The organism is Actinomadura napierensis (assembly GCF_039529375.1).
GTDB classification, from domain to species: Bacteria; Actinomycetota; Actinomycetes; order Streptosporangiales; family Streptosporangiaceae; genus Spirillospora; species Spirillospora napierensis.
In genome coordinates, this window is the sequence record NZ_BAAAMR010000059.1 from 38,952 (window position 1) to 58,545 (window position 19,594).

At 73.5% G+C, this 19,594-nt stretch carries 23 protein-coding genes; 10 read left to right on the forward strand and 13 right to left on the reverse strand.

Going from position 1 to position 19,594, the window contains the following annotated elements; translation table 11 throughout:
* The first annotated feature begins 45 nt into the window (after positions 1-45).
* The gene (locus tag ABD296_RS28945; protein WP_344273948.1) at positions 46-507 is read left to right on the forward strand and encodes a MarR family winged helix-turn-helix transcriptional regulator; all 462 of its coding nucleotides are present in this window, start codon (positions 46-48) and stop codon (positions 505-507) included.
* A gap of 59 nt (positions 508-566) precedes the next feature.
* Positions 567-1,661 (forward strand): FAD-binding protein, encoded by a 1,095-nt coding sequence (locus ABD296_RS28950; protein WP_344273951.1) that lies wholly within the window; start codon positions 567-569, stop codon positions 1,659-1,661.
* A gap of 112 nt (positions 1,662-1,773) precedes the next feature.
* Here ABD296_RS28950 and ABD296_RS28955 read toward each other — a convergent pair whose 3' ends face one another.
* Genes ABD296_RS28955 through ABD296_RS28975 form a run of 5 tightly spaced genes read right to left on the reverse strand, consistent with a single transcriptional unit; the run spans position 1,774 to position 5,429 of the window.
* Complete coding sequence (locus ABD296_RS28955) at positions 1,774-2,358, reverse strand: HD domain-containing protein (RefSeq protein WP_344273954.1); 585 nt, start codon at positions 2,356-2,358, stop codon at positions 1,774-1,776.
* A 2-nt stretch (positions 2,359-2,360) separates the two neighbouring features.
* A complete protein-coding gene (locus ABD296_RS28960; RefSeq protein ID WP_344273957.1) occupies positions 2,361-2,879 on the reverse strand; it encodes a YbaK/EbsC family protein in 519 nt (172 codons plus the stop codon).
* A gap of 27 nt (positions 2,880-2,906) precedes the next feature.
* Complete coding sequence (locus ABD296_RS28965) at positions 2,907-3,551, reverse strand: response regulator transcription factor (RefSeq protein WP_344273960.1); 645 nt, start codon at positions 3,549-3,551, stop codon at positions 2,907-2,909.
* On the reverse strand, positions 3,542-4,738 hold the full coding sequence (locus ABD296_RS28970) for a sensor histidine kinase (protein ID WP_344273963.1): 1,197 nt from the start codon (positions 4,736-4,738) through the stop codon (positions 3,542-3,544). Before ABD296_RS28970 ends, ABD296_RS28965 begins: the two co-directional genes overlap by 10 nt.
* Positions 4,722-5,429, reverse strand: a complete 708-nt coding sequence (locus tag ABD296_RS28975) for a DedA family protein (protein ID WP_344273966.1) — start codon at positions 5,427-5,429, stop codon at positions 4,722-4,724. The genes ABD296_RS28970 and ABD296_RS28975 overlap by 17 nt, the downstream gene beginning before the upstream one ends.
* A 225-nt stretch (positions 5,430-5,654) precedes the next feature.
* On the opposite strand from ABD296_RS28975, the gene ABD296_RS28980 reads away from it, so the two are divergent.
* The 3 genes from ABD296_RS28980 (at position 5,655) to ABD296_RS28990 (ending at position 7,610) form a co-directional block, all read left to right on the forward strand.
* Positions 5,655-6,470, forward strand: coding sequence for an SAM-dependent methyltransferase (locus tag ABD296_RS28980; RefSeq protein WP_344273969.1), 816 nt, complete (start codon positions 5,655-5,657; stop codon positions 6,468-6,470).
* 294 nt (positions 6,471-6,764) lie between these two features.
* Entirely contained in the window at positions 6,765-7,262 is a 498-nt protein-coding gene (locus tag ABD296_RS28985) for a hypothetical protein (RefSeq protein ID WP_344273972.1), read from the forward strand.
* Between the two features lie 138 nt (positions 7,263-7,400).
* Complete coding sequence (locus ABD296_RS28990) at positions 7,401-7,610, forward strand: DUF5999 family protein (protein WP_344273975.1); 210 nt, start codon at positions 7,401-7,403, stop codon at positions 7,608-7,610.
* Positions 7,611-7,763: 153 nt separating this feature from the next.
* Here the strand turns inward: ABD296_RS28990 and ABD296_RS28995 are convergent, their stop codons facing one another.
* Both ABD296_RS28995 and ABD296_RS29000 read right to left on the reverse strand, forming a co-directional pair.
* The gene (locus ABD296_RS28995; protein WP_344273977.1) at positions 7,764-9,920 is read right to left on the reverse strand and encodes a molybdopterin-containing oxidoreductase family protein; all 2,157 of its coding nucleotides are present in this window, start codon (positions 9,918-9,920) and stop codon (positions 7,764-7,766) included.
* Between the two features lie 19 nt (positions 9,921-9,939).
* Complete coding sequence (locus ABD296_RS29000; protein WP_344273980.1) at positions 9,940-10,593, reverse strand: YdcF family protein; 654 nt, start codon at positions 10,591-10,593, stop codon at positions 9,940-9,942.
* A 124-nt stretch (positions 10,594-10,717) separates the two neighbouring features.
* On the opposite strand from ABD296_RS29000, the gene ABD296_RS29005 reads away from it, so the two are divergent.
* Positions 10,718-11,083 (forward strand): hypothetical protein, encoded by a 366-nt coding sequence (locus ABD296_RS29005; RefSeq protein WP_344273983.1) that lies wholly within the window; start codon positions 10,718-10,720, stop codon positions 11,081-11,083.
* Between the two features lie 4 nt (positions 11,084-11,087).
* Here the strand turns inward: ABD296_RS29005 and ABD296_RS29010 are convergent, their stop codons facing one another.
* The gene (locus tag ABD296_RS29010) at positions 11,088-11,990 is read right to left on the reverse strand and encodes an SDR family oxidoreductase (protein ID WP_344273986.1); all 903 of its coding nucleotides are present in this window, start codon (positions 11,988-11,990) and stop codon (positions 11,088-11,090) included.
* Between the two features lie 196 nt (positions 11,991-12,186).
* On the opposite strand from ABD296_RS29010, the gene ABD296_RS29015 reads away from it, so the two are divergent.
* A complete protein-coding gene (locus tag ABD296_RS29015) occupies positions 12,187-13,095 on the forward strand; it encodes a LysR family transcriptional regulator (protein WP_344273989.1) in 909 nt (302 codons plus the stop codon).
* 60 nt (positions 13,096-13,155) lie between these two features.
* Here the strand turns inward: ABD296_RS29015 and ABD296_RS29020 are convergent, their stop codons facing one another.
* A complete protein-coding gene (locus ABD296_RS29020; RefSeq protein WP_344273992.1) occupies positions 13,156-13,422 on the reverse strand; it encodes a hypothetical protein in 267 nt (88 codons plus the stop codon).
* 103 nt (positions 13,423-13,525) lie between these two features.
* Here ABD296_RS29020 and ABD296_RS29025 point away from each other — a divergent pair, with 103 nt between their 5' ends.
* A complete protein-coding gene (locus ABD296_RS29025; RefSeq protein ID WP_344273995.1) occupies positions 13,526-14,086 on the forward strand; it encodes a TetR/AcrR family transcriptional regulator in 561 nt (186 codons plus the stop codon).
* Here the strand turns inward: ABD296_RS29025 and ABD296_RS29030 are convergent.
* Both ABD296_RS29030 and ABD296_RS29035 read right to left on the reverse strand, forming a co-directional pair.
* A complete protein-coding gene (locus ABD296_RS29030; protein WP_344273997.1) occupies positions 14,083-15,033 on the reverse strand; it encodes a ribose-phosphate diphosphokinase in 951 nt (316 codons plus the stop codon). The two genes, ABD296_RS29025 and ABD296_RS29030, sit on opposite strands and share 4 nt — an antisense overlap.
* A gap of 77 nt (positions 15,034-15,110) precedes the next feature.
* A complete protein-coding gene (locus ABD296_RS29035) occupies positions 15,111-15,512 on the reverse strand; it encodes a nuclear transport factor 2 family protein (protein WP_344273999.1) in 402 nt (133 codons plus the stop codon).
* Positions 15,513-15,687: 175 nt separating this feature from the next.
* On the opposite strand from ABD296_RS29035, the gene ABD296_RS29040 reads away from it, so the two are divergent.
* Entirely contained in the window at positions 15,688-16,578 is an 891-nt protein-coding gene (locus tag ABD296_RS29040; RefSeq protein ID WP_344274001.1) for a helix-turn-helix domain-containing protein, read from the forward strand.
* Positions 16,579-16,661: 83 nt separating this feature from the next.
* The gene (locus ABD296_RS29045; RefSeq protein ID WP_344274004.1) at positions 16,662-17,486 is read left to right on the forward strand and encodes a hypothetical protein; all 825 of its coding nucleotides are present in this window, start codon (positions 16,662-16,664) and stop codon (positions 17,484-17,486) included.
* Here the strand turns inward: ABD296_RS29045 and ABD296_RS29050 are convergent.
* Complete coding sequence (locus ABD296_RS29050) at positions 17,483-18,286, reverse strand: SAM-dependent methyltransferase (protein ID WP_344274007.1); 804 nt, start codon at positions 18,284-18,286, stop codon at positions 17,483-17,485. The two genes, ABD296_RS29045 and ABD296_RS29050, sit on opposite strands and share 4 nt — an antisense overlap.
* A gap of 119 nt (positions 18,287-18,405) precedes the next feature.
* Complete coding sequence (locus ABD296_RS29055; RefSeq protein ID WP_344274010.1) at positions 18,406-19,572, reverse strand: acyl-CoA dehydrogenase family protein; 1,167 nt, start codon at positions 19,570-19,572, stop codon at positions 18,406-18,408.
* Positions 19,573-19,594 lie beyond the last annotated feature (22 nt).

Genomic DNA, 19,594 nt, shown 5'->3' on the forward strand with positions numbered 1-19,594 from the left:
ATCTAGAAACTTCAGTTGATGTCCAGGTCAACTAGAATCACCCGTATGACGGACGCGGGGGACGCCCTCGAACCGGCCGAGCTGCGCGCCTGGACGGCCTTCCTGGCCGCCGGGCACCTGCTCGACCACGAGATCGAGCGGCAGCTCAAACGGGACGGCGGGCTGTCGCACGCGGAGTTCGAGGTGCTGGTGCGGCTGCGCATGTCCGACGGCGGCCGGCTGCGCATGTCCGACCTCGCGCGCGAGGTGATGATCTCCAAGAGCCGGCTCACCTACCAGGTCACCCGGCTGGAGCAGGCGGGGCTGGTCAAGCGCGCGGGCTGCGAGTCCGACCGGCGCTCGGTGTGGGCGGAGCTCACCGAGGACGGCGCCGTCGCCCTGGACCAGGTCCGCCCAGGGCACCGCAGGGTCGTCCGGGAGGCGCTCATCGACGTCCTCACCTCCGCGGAGATCGAGCTCCTCGGGGACGCCCTGACCCGCGTCGGCGACCGCCTCCGGGCCCGCTGAGCGGCGGACGGACACCGCCGGGGTTCCCTGGCCGCGGCCGGGCTGGGACGCTCGGTTCCATGCGGGACTTCGGCGGGATCGTGGAGCGCGCACCGGCGCGGTCGGTGCGGCCGCGGAGCGCGGACGAGGTCGCCGAGGCGCTGCGGGAGGCGCGGGCGCGGCGACTGGACGCGGTCCCCCGCGGGTGCGGGCACTCGACGTTCGGCCAGTCGCTGACCAGCGGGATCTGCCTCGACATGCGGGGCCTCGCGGGCGTCGAGGACGTCGCGGCCGGGCACGCGGTCGCCGGCGCCGGGACGACGTGGCGCGAGGTGCTGGCCGCGACGCTGCCGCACGGCCTGGCCCCGCCCGTGCTGACCGACTTCCTCGACGTGACCGTCGGCGGGACGATCTCGGCGGGCGGCGTCGGCGGCACCTCCCACCTGCACGGGACGCAGGCCGACCACGTCCTCGCCCTCGACGTCGTGGAGGACGGGCGGGTCGTCTCGTGCTCACCGCGCGTCCGGCCGGCGCTGTTCGACGCGGTGCGGGGCGGGCTCGGCCGGCATGGGGTGATCACGAGCGCGACGCTCCGCCTGGTCCCGGCCCCGGAACGGGTGCTGACCTGCACCGTCCCCTGCCGGGACGCGGCGGGCCTGCTGCGGCTGCAGGGCGAGCTCGCGGCCGACGACGTCTCGGGCCAGGCCAAGCCGTCGGCGGACGGATGGCGGTACGAGATCAAGGCCACCGTGTACGGGGACGGCCCGGTCCCGCCGGGCACCGTCGAGACCGAGGAGTTGCCCTTCCTCGCGTTCGCCGACCGCATGCGTCCCGACGTCGAGGAGCTCGTCGCGCTCGGCGAGTGGGCGCGCCCGCACCCGTGGGCCATGGTGTTCCTGCCCCGCGAACGCGCCGCCGACGTCATCGAGACCACGCTCAAGGCCATGACGCCTCACGAACTCGGCCTCAGCGGTGTCGTCCTGGTCAAGGCGCTGCGCGTCGGGCACGTGCCGATGCTCGCCGCGCCGCCGGAACCGGTGCTGTTCAGCGTCCTGAAGACCGCCTCCCCCGGGTCCGCGCCAGTCCCGGAGATGCTCGCCGCCAACCGCGCCCTGCTCGACCGGGCCCGCGCAGCGGGAGGCACCGCCTACCGGGTCGGCGCGATTCCGGATTGATTTCGGCCGGCGCGATGAGTTTCGGACGGCCCGCGGGTCTACCCGCAATGTCGATCACCACGACGCGGCGCGGCGGGCCGCGGGGGCCCCGCCGCTCAGCCGCGCCGGACGGTCATGCGACCACCGGGTAGGACGACTGGAACGCCAGGCGGCGGTCCGCGCCGGCGGCGAGGCGGTCGCAGACGTCGTCGAGCTCCATGAAGACCTCCCAGTGCTCGGCCCCGGACGCGGCGGCCAGCACCTCCACCACGCGCTGCTCCAGGTCGGGGACGCGCTTGGCCTTCCAGACCTTGTCGGCGAGGCTGACGAGCAGGTCGTCGACGCCGGTGTCCGGAGCACCCCAGGACGCGTGGGTGCGGGCGAAGCGGGCCAGCCGCTCGTCCACGCCGCGTTCGCGGAGCAGGGCGTGGCCCGCGGGTTCGTGCCGCGAGCCGGGCCCGGACAGCTCGTCCGGATGCACGGCCTTGCCGATGTCGTGGGTCGCCGCGCCGAACAGGACGGCGCCGGCGTCCACGGCGACGGACGGGTGCCGGGCCGCGACCCAGGCGAGGAGTTCGGCGGCGACCTCGTGGACGGCGCGCAGGTGCGCGGCCAGGCGGGGCGGCGCGTCCAGGTCCTCCAGCAGGCGGGCGGCCTCGTCCGGCAGCGGGGGCGGCCCGGGGTCGGTGAGGGCGCGGCGCAGTGCGTCGGACGGCACGGCTACTGCGCCAGTGCGATGACCTCGGCGCCGGGCAGGCCCGCCAGCGCCTTGCCGGGGAGAAGGATCTTGGACTTGCGCAGGCCGCTGCCGATGACGACGCGCGGCGCGGCGGCGACCGCCTCGTCCACCAGGATCGGCCAGCCGGCGGGCAGGCCGACCGGGGTGATGCCGCCGTACTCCATGCCGGTGAGCGAGGTCGCCTGGTCCATCGGCGCGAACGAGACCTTCCGGGCGCCGAGGTGCTTGCGGACGACGCCGTTCACGTCGGCGCGGCCGGTCGCGAGGACCATGCAGGCCGCGTAGGTGACCTCGCCGCCGCGCTTGGCCGCGACGACGACGCAGTTGGCGCTGACCTCCAGCGGCACGTCGTAGCGCTCGCAGAACGCCGCCGTGTCGGCCAGGTCCGGGTCGATGGGGGCGGTCTCGGCGTCCGCGACGCCGCCGATCGCGGCCGCCACCGGGTCCGCCAGCAGGTCCGTCCGCCCGGCGGCCGGTTCCCAGTCGAGCTTGCCGACCATGGTCGTCTCCTCCCGTGTCACCGGCTCTCAGGAGCCGAGGTAGCGCAGCACCGCCAGCACGCGGCGGCTGTACCCGGCCGCGTGCGACAGGTCCAGCTTGTCGAAGATCGCGTTGACGTGCTTCTCCACCGCGCTCTGCGAGACGTGCAGGTGCGCGGCGATCGAGGCGTTGGTGTGGCCCTGGGCCATGTGGTCGAGGACGTCGCGTTCGCGCGGGGTCAGCCGGGACAGCGGGTCGGCGTGCGTGCTGTGCGCCAGCAGCCGCCGCACCACCTCGGGGTCGAACGCGGCCCCGCCGGCGCCGACCCGGTCGAGGGCGTCCAGGAACTCCTCGACCTGCGCGACCCGGTCCTTCAGCAGGTAGCCGACGCCGGTGGTGTCCGCGGTGATCAGCTCGGTGGCGTAGCGCTTCTCCACGTACTGCGACAGGACGAGCACGCCGACGCCCGGCCAGCGGCGGCGGATCTCCAGCGCGGCGCGCAGGCCCTCGTCGGTGTGCGTCGGCGGCATCCGGACGTCGACCACGACCACGTCGGGCGGGCTGCCGGCGACCGCCGCGATCAGCGCATCGCCGTCGCCGACCGCCGCCGCGACCTCGTGGTCCTCCTCGGCGAGCAGCCGCACAAGGCCCTCGCGCAGCAGCGTGGAGTCCTCGGCCAGCATCACCCGCACGGCAGCTCCGCGGTGATCACCGTGGGGCCGCCCGGCGGGCTGTGCACGGCGAACGTCCCGTCCAGCGCGGCGACCCGGCGGGCGAGCCCGGCCAGCCCGCCGCCGGACGGATCGGCCCCGCCGGCCCCGTCGTCCTCGATGCGCACGCCGATCATTGTCGCGGATCCGGCGACCTCGACGCGCACCCGTCCGGCGCCGGAGTGCTTGGCGGCGTTGGTGACGGCCTCGCACACCACGAAGTACGCGGCGGTCTCGACCGCGTGCGGCGGACGGCCCGGCACGTCGTAGCCGATCGCCACCGGGACGACCGACCGCTCGGCGACCGACTCCAGCGCGGCCCGCAGCCCCTCGCCATCGAGCGCCGCCGGGTAGACGCGCCAGGTGACCTCGCGCAGGTCCTCCAGGGCGCGCTGCGACTCCTCGTGCGCCTGTTTCAGCAGGTCGGCGGCCCGCTCGTGGTCGCCGGCGCGGCGGGCCCGGCCGATCAGCATCCCGAGCGCGACCAGCCGCTGCTGGACGCCGTCGTGCAGGTCGCGCTCGATGCGGCGGCGCTCGTCGTCCACCGCGTCCACGACCTCCGCGCGGGTCACCGACAGCTGCGCGATCCGGCGCTCGTACTCGGCGAGCGGGCTCGGACCCAGGCAGCGCCGCGCGACCGCCCGCTCCAGCGCCGCCACCCCGACCAGCCCCTGGACGGCCACGAACAGCAGCACGAGCCCCACGACGGCGGTGTAGAGGACGATCCACCAGGTCGGCGGGATGCCGTCGAGGTAGTCGCCGGTGATCCACCAGCTCACCGCCAGCTCGGCGGCCATCGCGGCGCCGTAGCCGATCAGCACGAGGATGATCCCGCCGAGCAGCCCGACCGGCGCCCGCAGCACCAGGTAGGCCAGCGCCCGCAGCGGCCCGTACCCGCCGTCGCCGGACCCGCCGAGGAGGGCCAGCCGGCGGCGCTCCAGTTCGGTGAGACGGCGCGCGCCGTCCGCGACGATCCCCGGCACCGCCCGCTGCCCGCGCGAGAACGCCAGCGCGTACGCCATGAGCAGCGCCGCCACCGCGAGCAGCACCACCTCCACGGCGGCGGTGGCCGCACCGAGCACCAGCCCGGCCGCGGCCCGCACCACCGCATCCGCCATCGCGCGGGGGCCCCGGCGCCGGGCGCGCGGCTGCTCAGAAGATGCGGTCACGATCGAATTCCCTGGTCTGCGGGCCCCGGTGCCGTCCGCCTCGGGCCTTCACGATACGCACCGCCAGGAAGACCAGCACCGCGACGGCGACCAGCGCGACCACCGCTTTGGAGTAGACGCCGACGTAGTCCTGGACGGCCGTCCAGTTGTCGCCGAGCCAGTACCCGGCCAGCACGAACACCGTGTTCCACAGCAGGCTGCCGAGCGTCGTGTAGAGCAGGAAGGTCGTGAGCCGCATCCGTTCGAGCCCCGCCGGGACGGAGATCAGGCTGCGGAAGATCGGGATCATCCGGCCGAAGAACACCGCCTTGCCGCCGTGCCGGGCGAACCACGCCTCCGTGCGGTCCAGGTCGGCGAGCTTCACCAGCGGGAGCCGGGCGGCCAGCGCGCGGATCCGGTCCCGGCCGATCAGCGCGCCGACGCCGTAGAGGGCCAGCGCGCCGGCCACCGACCCGGCGGTCGTCCACACCAGCGCGGCGAGCAGGCTCATCCGGCCCTGCGCGGCGGTGAACCCGGCCAGCGGCAGGATCACCTCGCTCGGCAGCGGCGGGAACAGGTTCTCCAGCGCGATCGCCACCCCGGCGCCGGGCGCGCCGAGCTGCTCCATCAAGTGCGTCGCCCACCCGGTGATGCCGCCGGACGGCTCGTTCCCGGCCGCCGCGGACGCCATCGCGTACGTCGTCTCGATCATGCCCTCGACGCTAGGAACCGGGCGTTCCCGCCACCATGGAGCGCACCGCCGGCCCGTCCGGCCGCGCGCCGCAGCCACGACCCTGCGGAAAACCGCACCCCGTGCCGAAAGGGCCCCGCAAAGCCGCGAAAACCCCGCCCGGGACGGCGGATCGGCCTACTCTTGGGCAATCTCGTCCCCGCCCCGCAGGTCTCGCAGCGGGGGGCAACAGAAGGAGCCGCACCCGTGGCCGACGAACTCCCGGAGAGCGCCCCTCCCGGCATCGACACCTCCACGCCGACGTTCGCACGGGTCTACGACTACTTCCTCGGCGGCAAGGACAACTTCGCCGCCGACCGCGAGGTCGCCGACATGGTGATGCAGCTCGTCCCGGAGGCGCCGGTGGTGGCGCAGGGCAACCGCGTCGCGATAGAGCGCGCGGTGACGTACCTGGCGCGCGACCTCGGCATCGACCAGTTCGTCGACATCGGCTCCGGGCTGCCCACCTCGTCGAACGTGCACCAGTTCGCCCGGGCGGCCAACCCGGACGCGCGCGTGGTGTACGTGGACAACGACCCGATCGTGCTGGCGCACGGCCGGGCGCTGCTCACCGAGCAGGGCGTGGCGACCTTCATCCAGGGCGACCTGTACGAGCCGGAGAAGATCTTCGGCGACCCGGCGCTGACCGGGCTGATCGACCCCGGCCGCCCGGTCGGGCTGATCCTCGCGGCGATCATCCACCACGTCCCCGAGGAGCGGGACCCCGCCGCCGTCGTCCGGGCGCTGCACCCGTTCCTGCCGGCCGGCAGCCACGTCATGCTGACCCACCTGCACGACTCGGGCGACGACCCGCGGGTCGAGGAGGCCAAGCGGATCCTGCAGTCGGGGCTCGGCGGATCGTACTTCCGGCACTCCACGCAGATCGCCGGGTTCATGGACGGGCTGACGATCCTCGAGCCGGGGGTGGCGGCCGTGACGGAGTGGCGTCCGAACGGGCCGAAGGGCCCGCTGGAGCATCCGCTGCACACGCAGATCGCGGCGGTGATGGGGCGCAAGGACTGACCGCGGCGGGCGGCGGGCGGCGCGGCGCCGGCGGGGCAGGATTCAGCGGAGAGTGAAACGCCCGGCGGGCCCCGCCGGGGCTCCGCGACGCTCGTACGCCCCGATTCCGCAGGCCGTCCAGGTTCTGGACGCCCGGCGGGGCGGGTTTCGGTCTCCCGGCCGGCCGTGATCAAGGCGAAGATTCTTTTCTGATCGACTTTTCCGTTAAGAGCCTTTCTTGTACCGTTCGCAGGGTTTTGTGAAGTGAATTCATGATCGGACTTTCCCGCCACAAGATCATGTAAGGACGCCGCGATGCCCCTGGCGACTGGCCTGGCAGCGGCCGCGCTCCTCGGCCTGCTGACCCTGCTGGCCTCCGCGCGGCGCGCCGGGCGCCGACACCGCCCGCGCGACGAGCACCCCGAGTCGCTGACGGCCGTGCTCGCACCCGGAGAGGAGGAGTACCTGGCCTGGCTGGCCGACCACCACTGGCCGGGCGACGAGTACCTCGACCTGGAGAACGAGTGGCGGAACGAGCTGGGTCTGCCCGATCCGGCGGAGCACTACGAGGCGCCGCTGTGCCCGCGGTGCGACCGGCGGTGCGAGGACGTCTGGCCGTGCCCGACCTGCGGGCGCCTGCTGCACTCCTCGTGCGGGCACGGGATGCGGCGCCGTTGGGTCGACCGCCCGTACCGCGCGTACGGCATGAACTCCGAGGCCGTCATCGCCGAGTGGATCTGCAACGGGTGCCTGTCGGTCGTCGGCCTGGACGTCGATCACGGCGACGAACCGGACGAAGGTCTTCTGCGCTGATCGCCCCGCTCTGCCCCATCTTGTCCGGCCGCACACGCGACGAACGGTAAAGAATCCCCCATTGACTTGCATATTTCGGACGAACGGCGGCAGGCTTCCACTATGTCCTTAATCACAGGGACGCCCGTGGAGGAACCCGTGACCGATCAACGCGCACCGTCCTGCCCGCACCAGCCGCCGTGTCCGCTGCCCGACGCGCTGGACCGCGAGGCCGCCCGCACCGTGGCCGCCCACCCGGAGCAGGGCTGGAGCCTGCTCTGCAACGGCATCGTCGTCTTCGAGGACACCGGCGAGTTGCTTCCCGACGGGCGCGTGGTCGCCCCGCACCGTCCCACGACCGCCGCCTAGAGGCGACACGGCCCGCGGGTCCCCGCGTTCCTCCCCGCATCCCCGCCCGCGAGGCCGCCGCCGCTTCCGCCGCCCGCCCGGGCTCTGACCGCCCGGGCCCCGTCCGTTTGGGCCCGTCCGCTCGGGCCCTGTCCGCTCGGGACGCGCGGGCGCTCAGGCCGGTTCGATCCGGATGGGGACGCCGTTGAGCCACGCCATCCCGGCCAGAGGTTCCAGGTCCGCCGGATCGGGCGAGGCGAGCAGGTTGACGTTGGCGCCGCCCGCCGCGTTGGCCGTCCGCCAGCCGCCCCGGTGTCCCCAGCCGTGCGGGACCGCGACGGTCCCCTCCGTCATCTCGTCGGTGACCGCCGCCGCCAGCTCGACGGACCCGTGCGGCGAGGTGATCCGGCACCGCGCCCCGTCCTCGATCCCGTGCGCCGCCGCGTCCCGCGGGCTGATCCGCGCCGCGTGGACGCGTCCCCCGCGCATCAGCGCGGGCGCGTTGTGCATCCAGGAGTTGTGCGAGCGCATCTCGCGCAGACCGATCAGCCGGAGCGGGAAGCCGTCCGGCGGCTCCGGCTCCGCAGCCAGCCTCCGCACCTCCGCGGCGATCTCGGGCGGAGCGAGATGCACCCGCTTGTCCTTGTGCAGGATGCGGCGGCGCAGCGTCCCCGTCCGGTGATGGTCGGCGAGAACGATGCCGTGCGGTGCCTTGCGCAGCCGCTTCAGGCTCAGGCCGCCGCGCCCGGTGAGGATCCGGCGCAGCCCGTACCAGTCCCCCGCCGGGCCGGTGCGCAGCAGCGCGTCCACCAGCGACCGCGGCGACGGCCGGACGCCCAGCCGGTGCGCGAGCCGCTGCGGGCCGAACGCGCCGACGCCCAGCCCCATCCGGCGGGCCAGCGCCTCGATGATCTCCCACTCCTGGCGGGCCTCGCCGCGCGGCGGGACGACCGGCTCCGTCCAGGTCACGTAGGGCGTGAGGTGGTTCTGCAGGAACGGCAGCGGGAAGTCCTCGCGCTCCAGGAAGGTCGTCGCGGGCAGCACGTAGTCGGCCTTGCGGCCGGTGTCGGTGACGTAGAGGTCGATGGTGACGAGCAGGTCCAGCTCGTCGAGGGCCTGGTCGAGCGCCGCGCTGCCCGGGACGCTCAGCGCCGGGTTGCCTCCGGAGACCAGCAGCGCCCGCAGCCGTCCCGGGCCCGGCGTGGTGATCTCCTCGGCCATCACCCCGGCGGGGAACGTGCCGAGGATGTCCGGATACCCGCCGACGCGCGAGCGGGTCCTGCCGTAGCTGGCGAGGCCGGACAGCCGCAGCACCTCGTCCAGCCGGAACGGCGCGGCCCCGAAGACCGCCCCGCCGGGGCGGTCGAGGTTGCCGGTCACCTGCGTCACGGCGTCGATGAGGAAGGCGGTCAGCGTGCCGTGCCGGCCGAGGCAGGTGCCCGTCCGGCCGTACACGACGGCCCGTTCCGCGCGCGCGAGGTCACGGGCCAGCTCCCGGACGGTCCGTGCCGGGACGCCGCTGCGGGCCTCGGTGTCCTCGGGCGCGAACCCCTTGGCGAGCGTCCGCAGGTCCCCGGCGCCGGACGCCTGCCGCGCGCACGCGGCCCGGTCCTCCAGCCCCTCCTCGAAGATCACGTTGAGCAGGGACAGCAGGAGGTGGGCATCGCCGTCCGGCCGGACGGGCAGGTGCTCGTAGGCGCGGGCGGTCTCGGTCCGGCGCGGGTCGGCGACCACGACCCGCCCGCCGCGCGCGACGATCGCCGACAGGTCCTCGCGGATGCGCGGCGCGGTGATGAGGCTGCCGTGCGAGACCAGCGGGTTCGCGCCCAGCATCAGCAGCAGGTCGGTGCGCTTGAGGTCGGGGATCGGGACCAGCACCGGCGCGCCGTACAGCAGCGCGCTCGCCGCGAACCGGTTGTTGACGTCCTGCGATCCCGCCGAGTACAGGTGCGGCGACTTCAGCGCCGCCATGAACCCGTTCAGCCACAGCGGATGGCTGTAGGAGAACGTCGCCGGGTTGCCGAAGTACCAGCCGATCGACGACCCGCCGTGCTCGGCGCGCAGGGCGTTGAGCCGGGCGGCGATGTCGCCGAGCGCCTCGTCCCAGCCCACCCGCTCGAACTCGCCGTCCGGACGGCGCCGCAGCGGGTGCACGACACGGTCCGGGTCGTTCTGGACCTCGGTCATCGCGATGCCCTTGGGGCAGGCGAACCCCTTGGACAGCGGATGCTCCCGGTCGGGACGGATCTGGACGACCCGCCCGTCCTCGACGGTGGCCTCGAGTCCGCAGAGCGGCTCGCAGATCCGGCAGTAAGTGGTCACTGACGCCATGCGTCCGATTGTGCCACCGTCAGCGGATCACGTGCCGGTCGAACCCGAGCGCGACCAGTTCCTCGTACGCCGCCCAGGCCGCCGCCGGAACGGGCATCGGCACCTGGAACCCGCGCTCGGCGTAGACCTCCATCCGCTGCAGGTCGCCCACCATCAGCTCGATGAACCGGCGCTCGTCGTCCCCGTCCCCGTACGCCTCGTATCCGATGTCGGGGCAGGCGGCCGTCCAGTCCACTTCGGGCCACTGCTTGCGGGCCGTGGCGAGCGCCCGCCGCGTCATGTACGGCTTGGCGACCAAAATCGCGCTCCGCAGATCGAGGCGTCCGTCAAGCAGGCGTCTCGTCGCGGTGATGTTCTCCCCCGTGTTCGCGGCGGTCTCCTCCAGCAGCAGAGCCCCCTCCGGGACCCCGTGTTCGCGCGCCACACGCGCGAAGACCTGGGCCTCCGTCTCCGCCCAGGCCGAAGTGATCTTGCCGCGCCCGCCCGAGACGACCACCACCGGAGCCCAACCGGCGTTCCAAAGCCTCGCCGCGTGCGCCGCCACCCGCGTGTCGTGGCACCCCAGCGCGAGGATCGCGTCAGCCTTGGAGAGGGGGCCGGCGAGCACCAGGTGGTCCCAGACGATGCGGGCCAGCGCGCGCGCCCGCGGGTCGACCGCTCCGTGAGACTCCACCGCTCCATTGTCTCCGGCGGCCCGCATGTCGGCTCCCATCCGATAGGTCACCCAGGTAGCGTTCAACTGTTTTGCTCCTTACGCAAGAATCATGTGGAACTCGACCGCGAAAGGACGGGGTGGTGTGGTGATCACGGTCCTGGTCCTGGTGGCGATGGCCGCCCTGTTCGGCCTGTGCCTGCCCAACCTGCTCCGCCCCGTGGCGTCCGCGGACGAGCCGCCCGCCGCCGACCCCGCCACAGGCCCCGCCGCCGAACCTGCCGCCGAACCGCCGCCGGCCGCGGCCGAGCCCGTCGCGGCCGACTTTCCGGCGCTCGGCGCGGACCCCGGCGACGTCCATCCCGAGTCCATGACGGCCGAACTCGACCCGGGCGACGAGGAGTACCTGGCCTTCCTCGCCAACGAGCTCTGGCCCGAGGACGAATACCTCGAGCCAGAGCACACGACGGACGGCGAGGAGGAGTCGGGCGGCAGCGACATGCTCCTCTGAGCGCCTACCCGTTGAAGTAGTGGCCCTCCTCGAGGTCCGCGATGAGCCCCGGGTGGACGGGGTTCCACTCCACCCGCTTGCGGGTCAGCGCGTTCGAGGTCGGGTTGTCGAGCGACAGGATGGCGGCGAGGAACCCGAAGTGCTCCGGCGCCTGCTCCGCGGTGATGCTCTCCACGGGAAGGTCCAGATGGCGGCCGATGACCTCGGCGATGTCGCGGACCGGCACACCCTCCTCGGCGGCGCCGTGCAGGACCGAGCCCGCCGGCGCGGACTCGACCGCGAGCCGGAACAGGTGCGCCGCGTCCAGCCGGTGCACGCCGGGCCAGCGGTTCGCCCCGTCCCCGATGAAGGCCGACACGCCCTTCTCCCGGGCGGTCTCGACCATCCGCGCGACGAAGCCCTTGTCTCCCCTCCCGTGCACGGACGGCGCGAGCCGCACGACCGACGTGCGGACGCCCCGCTCCGCCAGCGCCAGCACCGCGCCCTCCGACGCGACCCGGGGCACCGCCGCGCCGGGCTCGGCCACGATGTCCTCGGTCCCGAGGCGTCCCGGCGCCAGCATCGGGAGCATCGCCGTGCCCGACGTGATCACGAACGGCTTGCCGGTGCCCTCGATCGCCGCCCCGATGGCCTCGACGGCGCGCAGGTCCGCCTCACCGGCCGCGGCGTAGTCGGAGAAGTCGTGGTTGAAGGCGAGATGGACGACGCCGTCCGCAGCGGCGGCGGCTTCCCGCAGGCCGTCGAGATCGCCGACGTCTCCGCGGTGCACGCCTACCCCGGCGGCCTTCAACCGCGCCTCGGACGCGTCCGAGCGGGCCAGCCCGACGACCTCGTGCCCCGCGTCGAGCAGCTCCGGGACGAGGGCGGAGCCGATCCATCCGCTCGCACCCGTGACGAATATCCGCATAGTGCTCTCCTTGAAACGGCGTGGATGCGGCCGATGCGGCACCGGAACGGTGCCCGGCCGGTGATTCGAGCGTGCACCCGGCGGGCCTCCAGCGTCCAAGGCCCGTTCCGAAAGAGGCAATGCACTTAAGGCATCACCACAGTTCAGAGTGCATATGCAACACCGATCCCCACCCCGGCGGCGATACGCTGGGCGCATGACCGACGCCCCGCCCCCGGTGGACCTCGACCTGCGGCTGGTGCGGTACTTCACCGCCGTCGCCGACCACCGGCACTTCGGCCGCGCGGCCGCCGACCTCCGCGTCGCCCAGCCGTCCCTGAGCCGCCAGATCCGCCGCCTCGAACAGCAGCTCGGCGCCCGCCTGCTGGACCGTACCCCGCAGGGCACCCGGCTCACCGAGGCCGGGGAGGTCTTCCTGCCGCTGGCCAGGGCGATGCTGCGCTCGGCCGCCCAGGCGGCCGCGCGCACCCGTGCCGCCGCCGAGCCGAGCCGCCTCACCATCGGCTACGTCGCGGGGATCATCGTCACCCCGGCGGTGCTCGAGCTGCGCGAACTCCACCCGGACGCGGACGTGCGCGCCGTCCACCTGGACTGGAACGAGCCGCACGCGGCACTCCTCGATCACCGCGTGGACGCGGCGGTGGCCCGGCTGCCGTTCCCGACCGCCGGGCTGGACGTGACGGTCCTCTACGACGAGCCCCGGGTCGTGGTCGTGTCCCTCGACCACCGGCTGGCCGGCAAGGAGTCGGTCACCCTCGACGACATCGCCGACGAGCCGATGCCCCGCGTGCGGGCGTCCGACCCGGCCTGGAGCGCCTTCTGGCGCGTCGACCCCCGTCCCGACGGCAGCCGCGCCCCCGACGGCCCCTTCATCGACGCCGTCGAGGACAAGTTCGAGGTCATCGCCGCAGGCCAGGCCGTGGCCATCACGGCGGGCGTCAAGGGCGGGTCCCCGCGTCCCGACCTCACCACGGTCCCCCTGGAGGGCGTCGAACCGAGCCACGTCGCGCTCGCCACCCGCGCCGGCGACCGCGGCCGCCTTCTCACCGCCTTCCGCAAGCTCGCCCGAACCCACCTCACGGGCACCGCCCCGGCACCGTCCTGATCCACCCGACGACCTGCGACGACAACACCCGCCGCCGGGTCAACCACTGGCGGCGCGGGGTTAGTCGCGGTGGGCGGGGGCGGCTTTGGGGGCGGGGCGGTGGCGGGCGGTGGTGGCGGCGTTCAGGCGGAGTAGGGCCGGGACCAGGAGGTACACCACGGCCGGGACGACGATCGCGGTCAGCGCGAGGGTGCGGAGCGGGCCGGGCAGGGACGCGGTCGCCGGGGCGATCGCCGGCTGGACGACGGTGATCGCCGCGTAGACGGCGAACCAGGTGATCAGGGCCCGCCGGTGGACGGACGGCGCGGGCGCCGGGGCATGCGTCATGGACGCCTCCAAATGAAACGGAACGGAACGTAACGCAGCCAGTATGGGCAGACCGCCCGAGACTGTCAATACGTTACGTAACGTTTCGCGATAGGCTGGCGGCATGCCACAGACACCCAGCCGCACCGAGCGCTCGCGGACGGCCATCCTGAGCGCGGCGTTCGAGCTGTACACGGAGCAGCCGTACGGCAGGCTCACGATCGAGGGCATCGCGGCCCGCGCGGGCGTCGGGAAACCGACGATCTACCGGCGCTGGAACTCCAAGGGCGCCGTCGTCCTCGAGGCGCTGATGGAGCACGTCCCGCCCACCGCCTTCCCCGACACCGGCGACCTGGTCCGCGACCTGCGGACGTGGCTGCACGGCATCGCCGGCCTGCTGGCCGACCCGGACCGCGGGCCGCTGTTCGCCGGGCTCGTCGGCGCGGCGCAGCTCGATCCCGAACTGGCGGAGGCGTGGCGGGAACGGCTGTACCGGCCGATCCGCGCGGCGGGCGCGGACCGGCTGCGGGCCGCGCGGGACGGCGGGGGGCTGCCGCCCGTCGACACCGACGTCCTGCTCGACCTGCTGACCGGCCCGATCTGGTTCCGGCTGCTCGTCGCGGGCGAGACGCCGACCCGCGAGTACGCCGACGCCGTCCTCGACGCCGTCCTGCGCACCCCCTAGGAGTGCGGGTTCTCGAAGAGGGCGCTGACCGACTCGCCGTTGTGGATGCGGCGGACCGCCTCGGCGAGCGCCGGCGCGATCGAGAGGACCTTCAGCTTCTCGCTGCGCTCGCCGTCCGGGACCGGGACGGTGTTCGTGCAGACGATCTCCAGCACGTCCGGCTCGGCGGACAGCCGCTTGAGCGCGCCGGCCGCGAACAGCCCGTGCGTGCAGGCGATCCGGATCGTGCGGGCGCCCAGCTCGCGGAGCCGGTCCAGCAGCTCCAGCACGGTGCTGCCCTTGGCGATCTCGTCGTCCAGCACGATCACGTCGCGGCCGGCGATCTCGCCGATGACCGAGCTGATCTGCACCCGGTCGTCGGAGAAGCGCTGCTTGGCGCCGGCCGCCACCTGGACGCCGAGCAGCCGGGCGAAGGCCGCCGCCTCCTTGGCGTTGCCGAGGTCGGGCGAGACGACGGTGGTGCGCGACAGGTCGTACCGCCGGAAGTGCTCGGCCAGCTCGCGCAGCGCGTTCAGGTGGTCGACCGGCACAGAGAAGAAGCCGTGCACCTGCGGGGAGTGCAGCGTCATGGCGAGCACGCGGCTCGCGCCGGACGCCACGAGCAGGTCGGCCACGAGCCGGCCGCCGATCGAGATGCGCGGCGCGTCCTTCTTGTCGGAGCGGGCGTAGGAGTAATGCGGCATCACCACGGTGATACGGCTGGCGGACGCGCCGCGCGCCGCGTCGCACATCAGCAGCAGCTCGACCAGGTGCTCCTGGACGGGCGCGACGAGCGGCTGGATCAGGTACACGTCCCGCTCGCGGCAGTTGGCCTGCAGCTGGACCTCAAGGCAGTCGTTGGCGAACCGGGAGACCCGGGCCGGGCTCAGCGGCACCCCCAGGTGGGCGCAGACCTCGGCCGCCAGCCCGGGGTGGGCGCTCCCGCTGAACACGGCGATCTCTCGCACGAACCGCTCCTCACGTGGTCGGCTGCGGCGGCAGCCTCGCACATGCTATTCGGGTCGTTCGCGCCGCCCCCGGCCGGTCAGGGCGTCAGCGGTTCGCGGCGCGGGCGGATCGTGCGGTGGCAGATCAGCCACCGGCCGCCGTCGCGGACGAGGGTGTCCTCGTAGGTGGCGCTGCCGCAGCCGCGGTCCGCCAGCACGGCGATGGCCTTGGAGACGGCGTGCGCGCGGTCCCCGTCGCCGCCGGTGACGACGACGTTGGTGACGTGGTGGGCCAGCGGGTTGCGATCGCCGAGGTCCAGGCCGGCCTGCTTCAGCGCGGCGCGGCCCTCGATCAGGCCGCCGCCTGCGGCGGTCACGTCGTAGACGACGTCCTCGGTGAACAGCTCCGTCATGCGGTCGAGCTCGCCGGCGTCGGCGTAGTGGCCGTGCAGCGAGATCACGTCGGTGATCGCGAGCCGGTCCTCGATGGTGAGGGGCATCGGAGTCCTTCCGGGGAGATAAACGGGGAACTCCCCGTTTTGCCCTCCACCGTACCGGAGTCCGCGGCTGCCCCACCACCGCCGGGCGCTCGCATGCCGAACGGCGGGACGCGCCGGGCCCGACTCGGCTAGCGTGCACTCGCAGGCCCCATGGTCGTCCGCGCAGAGGCAGAGCATGAACACAGTCGCCGCCGAGCACGCCGAAGGCGGCTTCCACGAGGAGTGGGAGACCGGGCCCACCGTGGCCAGGATGGTCCTCGGCGCCCAGCTCCGGCGGCTGCGCGAGGCGAACGGGCGCGGCCTGGAGGACGCCGGGACGGTGCTCGGGCGGCCCCGGGAGTGGATCGCCCGGCTCGAACTCGGCCGCGCGGACCTGCGGCTGCGCGACGTCGCCGACATGTGCGCCGCCTACGGCGTCACCGACCGGGCCGCGGTCTCCACGCTGCTGGGCCTGGCCCGGCAGGCGAACTCGCCCCGCTGGTGGTCGGAGTTCCAGGACGTGGTCCCGCCCTGGTACGAGCCGTACCTGGAACTGGAGCAGTCGGCCAGCGTCATCCGCGCGTACGAGGCCCAGGTCGTCCCGGACCTGCTGCAGACCGAGACGTACACGCGCGCGCTCCTGGAGGAACGCCGGCCGGTCTGGGAGGCGAAGCGGCTCGCCGATTTGCGCGCGCTCCGGCGGCGCATCCTGCACAAGGCGGCGCCCGTGCGGTTCTGGGCGGTGATCGAGGAGGCCGCGCTGCGCCGCGGGTTCGGCGGGCGGGCCGTCGCCTCCGCCCAGTTCGAGCACCTGCTCGACGTCTGCGACATGCCCAACGTGACCCTTCAGGTGCTGCCGCTGGCGTCCGCGGGAGCGCCGCCCGTGGCCGGCGGTTCGTTCGCGCTGCTGCGGCCGCCGCAGGCCGAGCTGCCCGACGTCGTGTACGTGGAGCGGCTGAACGGTGCGGTGTACCCGGCCGGGCCCGGCGCCGTGTCCTACTGGCACACCATGAACCGGCTCGTGCTCACCGCGGCGCCCGCCGCGGCGACGCCGTCGATCCTGTGGCGGATCCTGCGCGGGCTGTGACTCCGATACGGCCCACGTCCGGGCCGTCCGGCTGGCAGCATGAGACGGACGGGTCAGCTCCACGCCGGCAAGGGCGACCAGACATGATCGACGACGCTTCGCGGCCCACCGGGCCGGAGGACTTCATCGCCGCGCTCAACGCGCTCTACGACTCCTGCAACAGGCCGCCCTACCGCAAGCTCGCCGAGATCTCCGAGCATCTCGGCGACCTGTACGGCCGGCGCGACCTGCCGTCGCTGTCCACGACCGGGATCTTCGACGTGCTCGCGGGGCGGCGCAAGCGGGCGCCCTCCTCGGCGTGGGTGGCCAGCTTCGTGCTCTGCTGCCAGCGCCGCGCGTGGGAGACGGGCGTGCGCGCCGACGACCCCGGCATCGCGTCGCTGCCGCCGTGGCAGGCCCGGCTGCGCGCCGCCCGGGCCGCGTCCCGTCCGGCCCCGCCCGCGGCCTCGCCCGTCCCCCGGACGCTCGCGCCGCCGGAGACCGAACCGGTCCGGCCGGTGCGGCTGACGGAGTCGCAGAAGGCCACCGTGGCCGGGTACGGCCCGCACGGCCGCGCGCTGCTCGCCCGCGCCGCCGCCGGGGACGCCGACGCCCTCTACCGGGTCGCGGTGCTGCTCGGCACGGACCCGGCCCGCGGCGGCGAGAGCGCCCCGCTGCTGATCGAGGCCGCGGCGGCCGGCCACCCGGGCGCGCTGGACCTGCTGGACGCCTCGCCGGACGGCCTGGACGCCGGCCACGCGGCCCGCCACGCCCACCGCCTCGGGGACCGCGCGGGCCGGGGCGGCACCGCCGCGGACAGAAGGGTCGCGCTCGTCTACTACAAGGCCGCCGTGCAGGGCGGGCGGCTCGAGGCGGCCTTCGCGATCACCGAGATCCTGCAGCACGCGGACGAGCCGCCCGGCGGCTAGGGTTTGCGGCCCACGCCGCCGTAGGCGTCCACGGGCTCGGCGGCGGTGCCGACGCTGACCTCGGGCCGCCACTCGTTCACCGGCACCACGCCGGGTTCCAGCAGTTCCAGGCCGTCGAAGAAGCGCCGGATCCCCTCGGGGTCGCGCAGCACGAGACCGGCGTTGCCGGAGGCGTTCCAGACGTCGACGATCCGGTCGGACGCCTCGCCGTGGACGACGTTCGTCCCGTCGTACATCGCGAAGTGGCTGCCGGACGGCACCGCGTCCAGCAGCCGCCGGACGATCGAGTACGCCTCCTCGTCGTCGGTGACGAACTCCAGGATCCCCATCAGGGTGAGCGCGACCGGCTCGTCGAAGTCGAGGGTCTCGGCGGCCTTGGCCAGGATGCGGTCCGGGTCGCGCAGGTCGGCGTCGATGTAGGCGGTCACGCCCTCCGGGGTGCTGGTCAGCAGCGCCTGCGCGTGCGCGAGCACCAGCGGGTCGTTGTCCACGTAGACGATCTTCGCCTCGGGGGCCGCGCGCTGCGCGACCTCGTGGGTGTTGTCGACCGTCGGCAGGCCCGTCCCGATGTCGACGAACTGGCGGACGCCGGCCTCGGCGGCCAGGTGCCAGACGACCCGGTTGAGGAACAGCCGGGACGCGCGGGCGAGCCGCGCCACGTCCGGGAGCATCGCGAGGATCTGGTCGCCGACCTCGCGGTCGACGGGGTAGTTGTCCTTGCCGCCCAGCCAGTAGTTCCAGATGCGCGCCACGTGCGAGACGCTCGTGTCGATCTCGGGCGCGGGTCCGTGTTCGCTCATGGCACTCCCTTGTCCGCGATGGACCGCCGGCACCACCCATCCTGGCGGCACTCCCCCGGTCGCGGCAGGCCTTTCGCCGTCACGCCGCCGTACCGGTGGTCTTCCCAGGGAGTCGCCGGCTATTTGAGGAGCTGGCGGGCGATGACCATCCGCTGGATCTGGTTGGTGCCCTCGTAGATCTGGGTGATCTTGGCGTCGCGCATCATCCGCTCCACCGGGAACTCCCGCGTATACCCATACCCGCCCAAAAGCTGCACCGCGTCGGTGGTCACGTCCATCGCCACATCCGAGGCCAGCGCCTTACACGCCGACGACACGAACGTCAGATCCGGGATCTTCTCACCCTGCATCGCCCGCTCGGACTTGACCGCCGCGTGATAGGTCAGCTGCCGCGCGCCCTCCAGCCGCATCGCCATGTCCGCCAGCATGAACTGCACACCCTGGAAATCACCGATCGGCTTACCGAACTGCTTGCGCTCCTTGACGTACCCGATCGCGAAATCCAGCGCGCCCTGGGCGATGCCCAACGCCTGCGCGGCGATGGTGATCCGGGTGTGGTCCAGCGTCGCCAGCGCCGTCTTGAACCCCGTCCCCTCCGCGCCGATGATCCGATCACCCGGGATCCGCACGTCCTCCAAGATCACCTGCCGGGTCGGCGACCCCTTGATCCCCAGCTTGCGCTCCTTGGCCCCGAACGACACCCCCGGATCGGACTTCTCCACCACAAAAGCCGAGATCCCCCGCGCGCCGGCGGACGGGTCGGTGACCGCCATCACCGTGTAGTACTCCGACACCCCCGCATTAGTGATCCACATCTTCGCGCCGTTCAACACCCACGCGTCACCATCACGCACCGCGCGAGTCTTCATGCCCGCCGCGTCCGAGCCGGCGTCGGCCTCCGACAGCGCGTAGGAGAACATCGCCTCACCGCGCGCCACCGGCCCCAGGTACTTGCGCTTGAGCTCCTCCGACCCCGACAGCAGCACCGGAACCGTGCCCAGCTTGTTCACCGCCGGGATCAACGACGACGACGCACACGCCCGCGCGACCTCCTCGATCACGATCACCGTCGCCAACGCATCCGCCCCCGCACCCCCATACACCTCGGGCACATGCACCGCGTGCAACTCGTTGGCGACCAGCGCGTCCAGCGCCTCCTGCGGGAAACGCGACTCCTCGTCCACCTCCGCCGCGAACGGCGCGATCTTGGCATCCGCCAACTCACGCACCGTCGCCCGCAGCAACTCCTGCTCCTCCGACGGCGCGTACACGGGAAAGTCGCTCATCGTTCCTCCGGGTGGGCGGCGG

Excerpts from the sequence above, each read along its gene's own strand:
- ABD296_RS29025 (WP_344273995.1), top strand. The coding sequence starts at position 13,526 with ATGCCACAGACACCCAGCCGCACCGAGCGCTCGCGGACGGCCATCCTG.
- ABD296_RS28995 (WP_344273977.1), bottom strand. The coding sequence starts at position 9,920 with ATGGCGTCAGTGACCACTTACTGCCGGATCTGCGAGCCGCTCTGCGGA.
- ABD296_RS29040 (WP_344274001.1), top strand. The coding sequence starts at position 15,688 with ATGAACACAGTCGCCGCCGAGCACGCCGAAGGCGGCTTCCACGAGGAG.
- ABD296_RS28950 (WP_344273951.1), top strand. The coding sequence starts at position 567 with ATGCGGGACTTCGGCGGGATCGTGGAGCGCGCACCGGCGCGGTCGGTG.
- ABD296_RS28975 (WP_344273966.1), bottom strand. The coding sequence starts at position 5,429 with ATGATCGAGACGACGTACGCGATGGCGTCCGCGGCGGCCGGGAACGAG.
- ABD296_RS28945 (WP_344273948.1), top strand. The coding sequence starts at position 46 with ATGACGGACGCGGGGGACGCCCTCGAACCGGCCGAGCTGCGCGCCTGG.
- ABD296_RS29020 (WP_344273992.1), bottom strand. The coding sequence starts at position 13,422 with ATGACGCATGCCCCGGCGCCCGCGCCGTCCGTCCACCGGCGGGCCCTG.
- ABD296_RS28985 (WP_344273972.1), top strand. The coding sequence starts at position 6,765 with ATGCCCCTGGCGACTGGCCTGGCAGCGGCCGCGCTCCTCGGCCTGCTG.
- ABD296_RS29015 (WP_344273989.1), top strand. The coding sequence starts at position 12,187 with ATGACCGACGCCCCGCCCCCGGTGGACCTCGACCTGCGGCTGGTGCGG.
- ABD296_RS29045 (WP_344274004.1), top strand. The coding sequence starts at position 16,662 with ATGATCGACGACGCTTCGCGGCCCACCGGGCCGGAGGACTTCATCGCC.
- ABD296_RS29050 (WP_344274007.1), bottom strand. The coding sequence starts at position 18,286 with ATGAGCGAACACGGACCCGCGCCCGAGATCGACACGAGCGTCTCGCAC.
- ABD296_RS29035 (WP_344273999.1), bottom strand. The coding sequence starts at position 15,512 with ATGCCCCTCACCATCGAGGACCGGCTCGCGATCACCGACGTGATCTCG.
- ABD296_RS28960 (WP_344273957.1), bottom strand. The coding sequence starts at position 2,879 with ATGGTCGGCAAGCTCGACTGGGAACCGGCCGCCGGGCGGACGGACCTG.
- ABD296_RS29055 (WP_344274010.1), bottom strand. The coding sequence starts at position 19,572 with ATGAGCGACTTTCCCGTGTACGCGCCGTCGGAGGAGCAGGAGTTGCTG.
- ABD296_RS29010 (WP_344273986.1), bottom strand. The coding sequence starts at position 11,990 with ATGCGGATATTCGTCACGGGTGCGAGCGGATGGATCGGCTCCGCCCTC.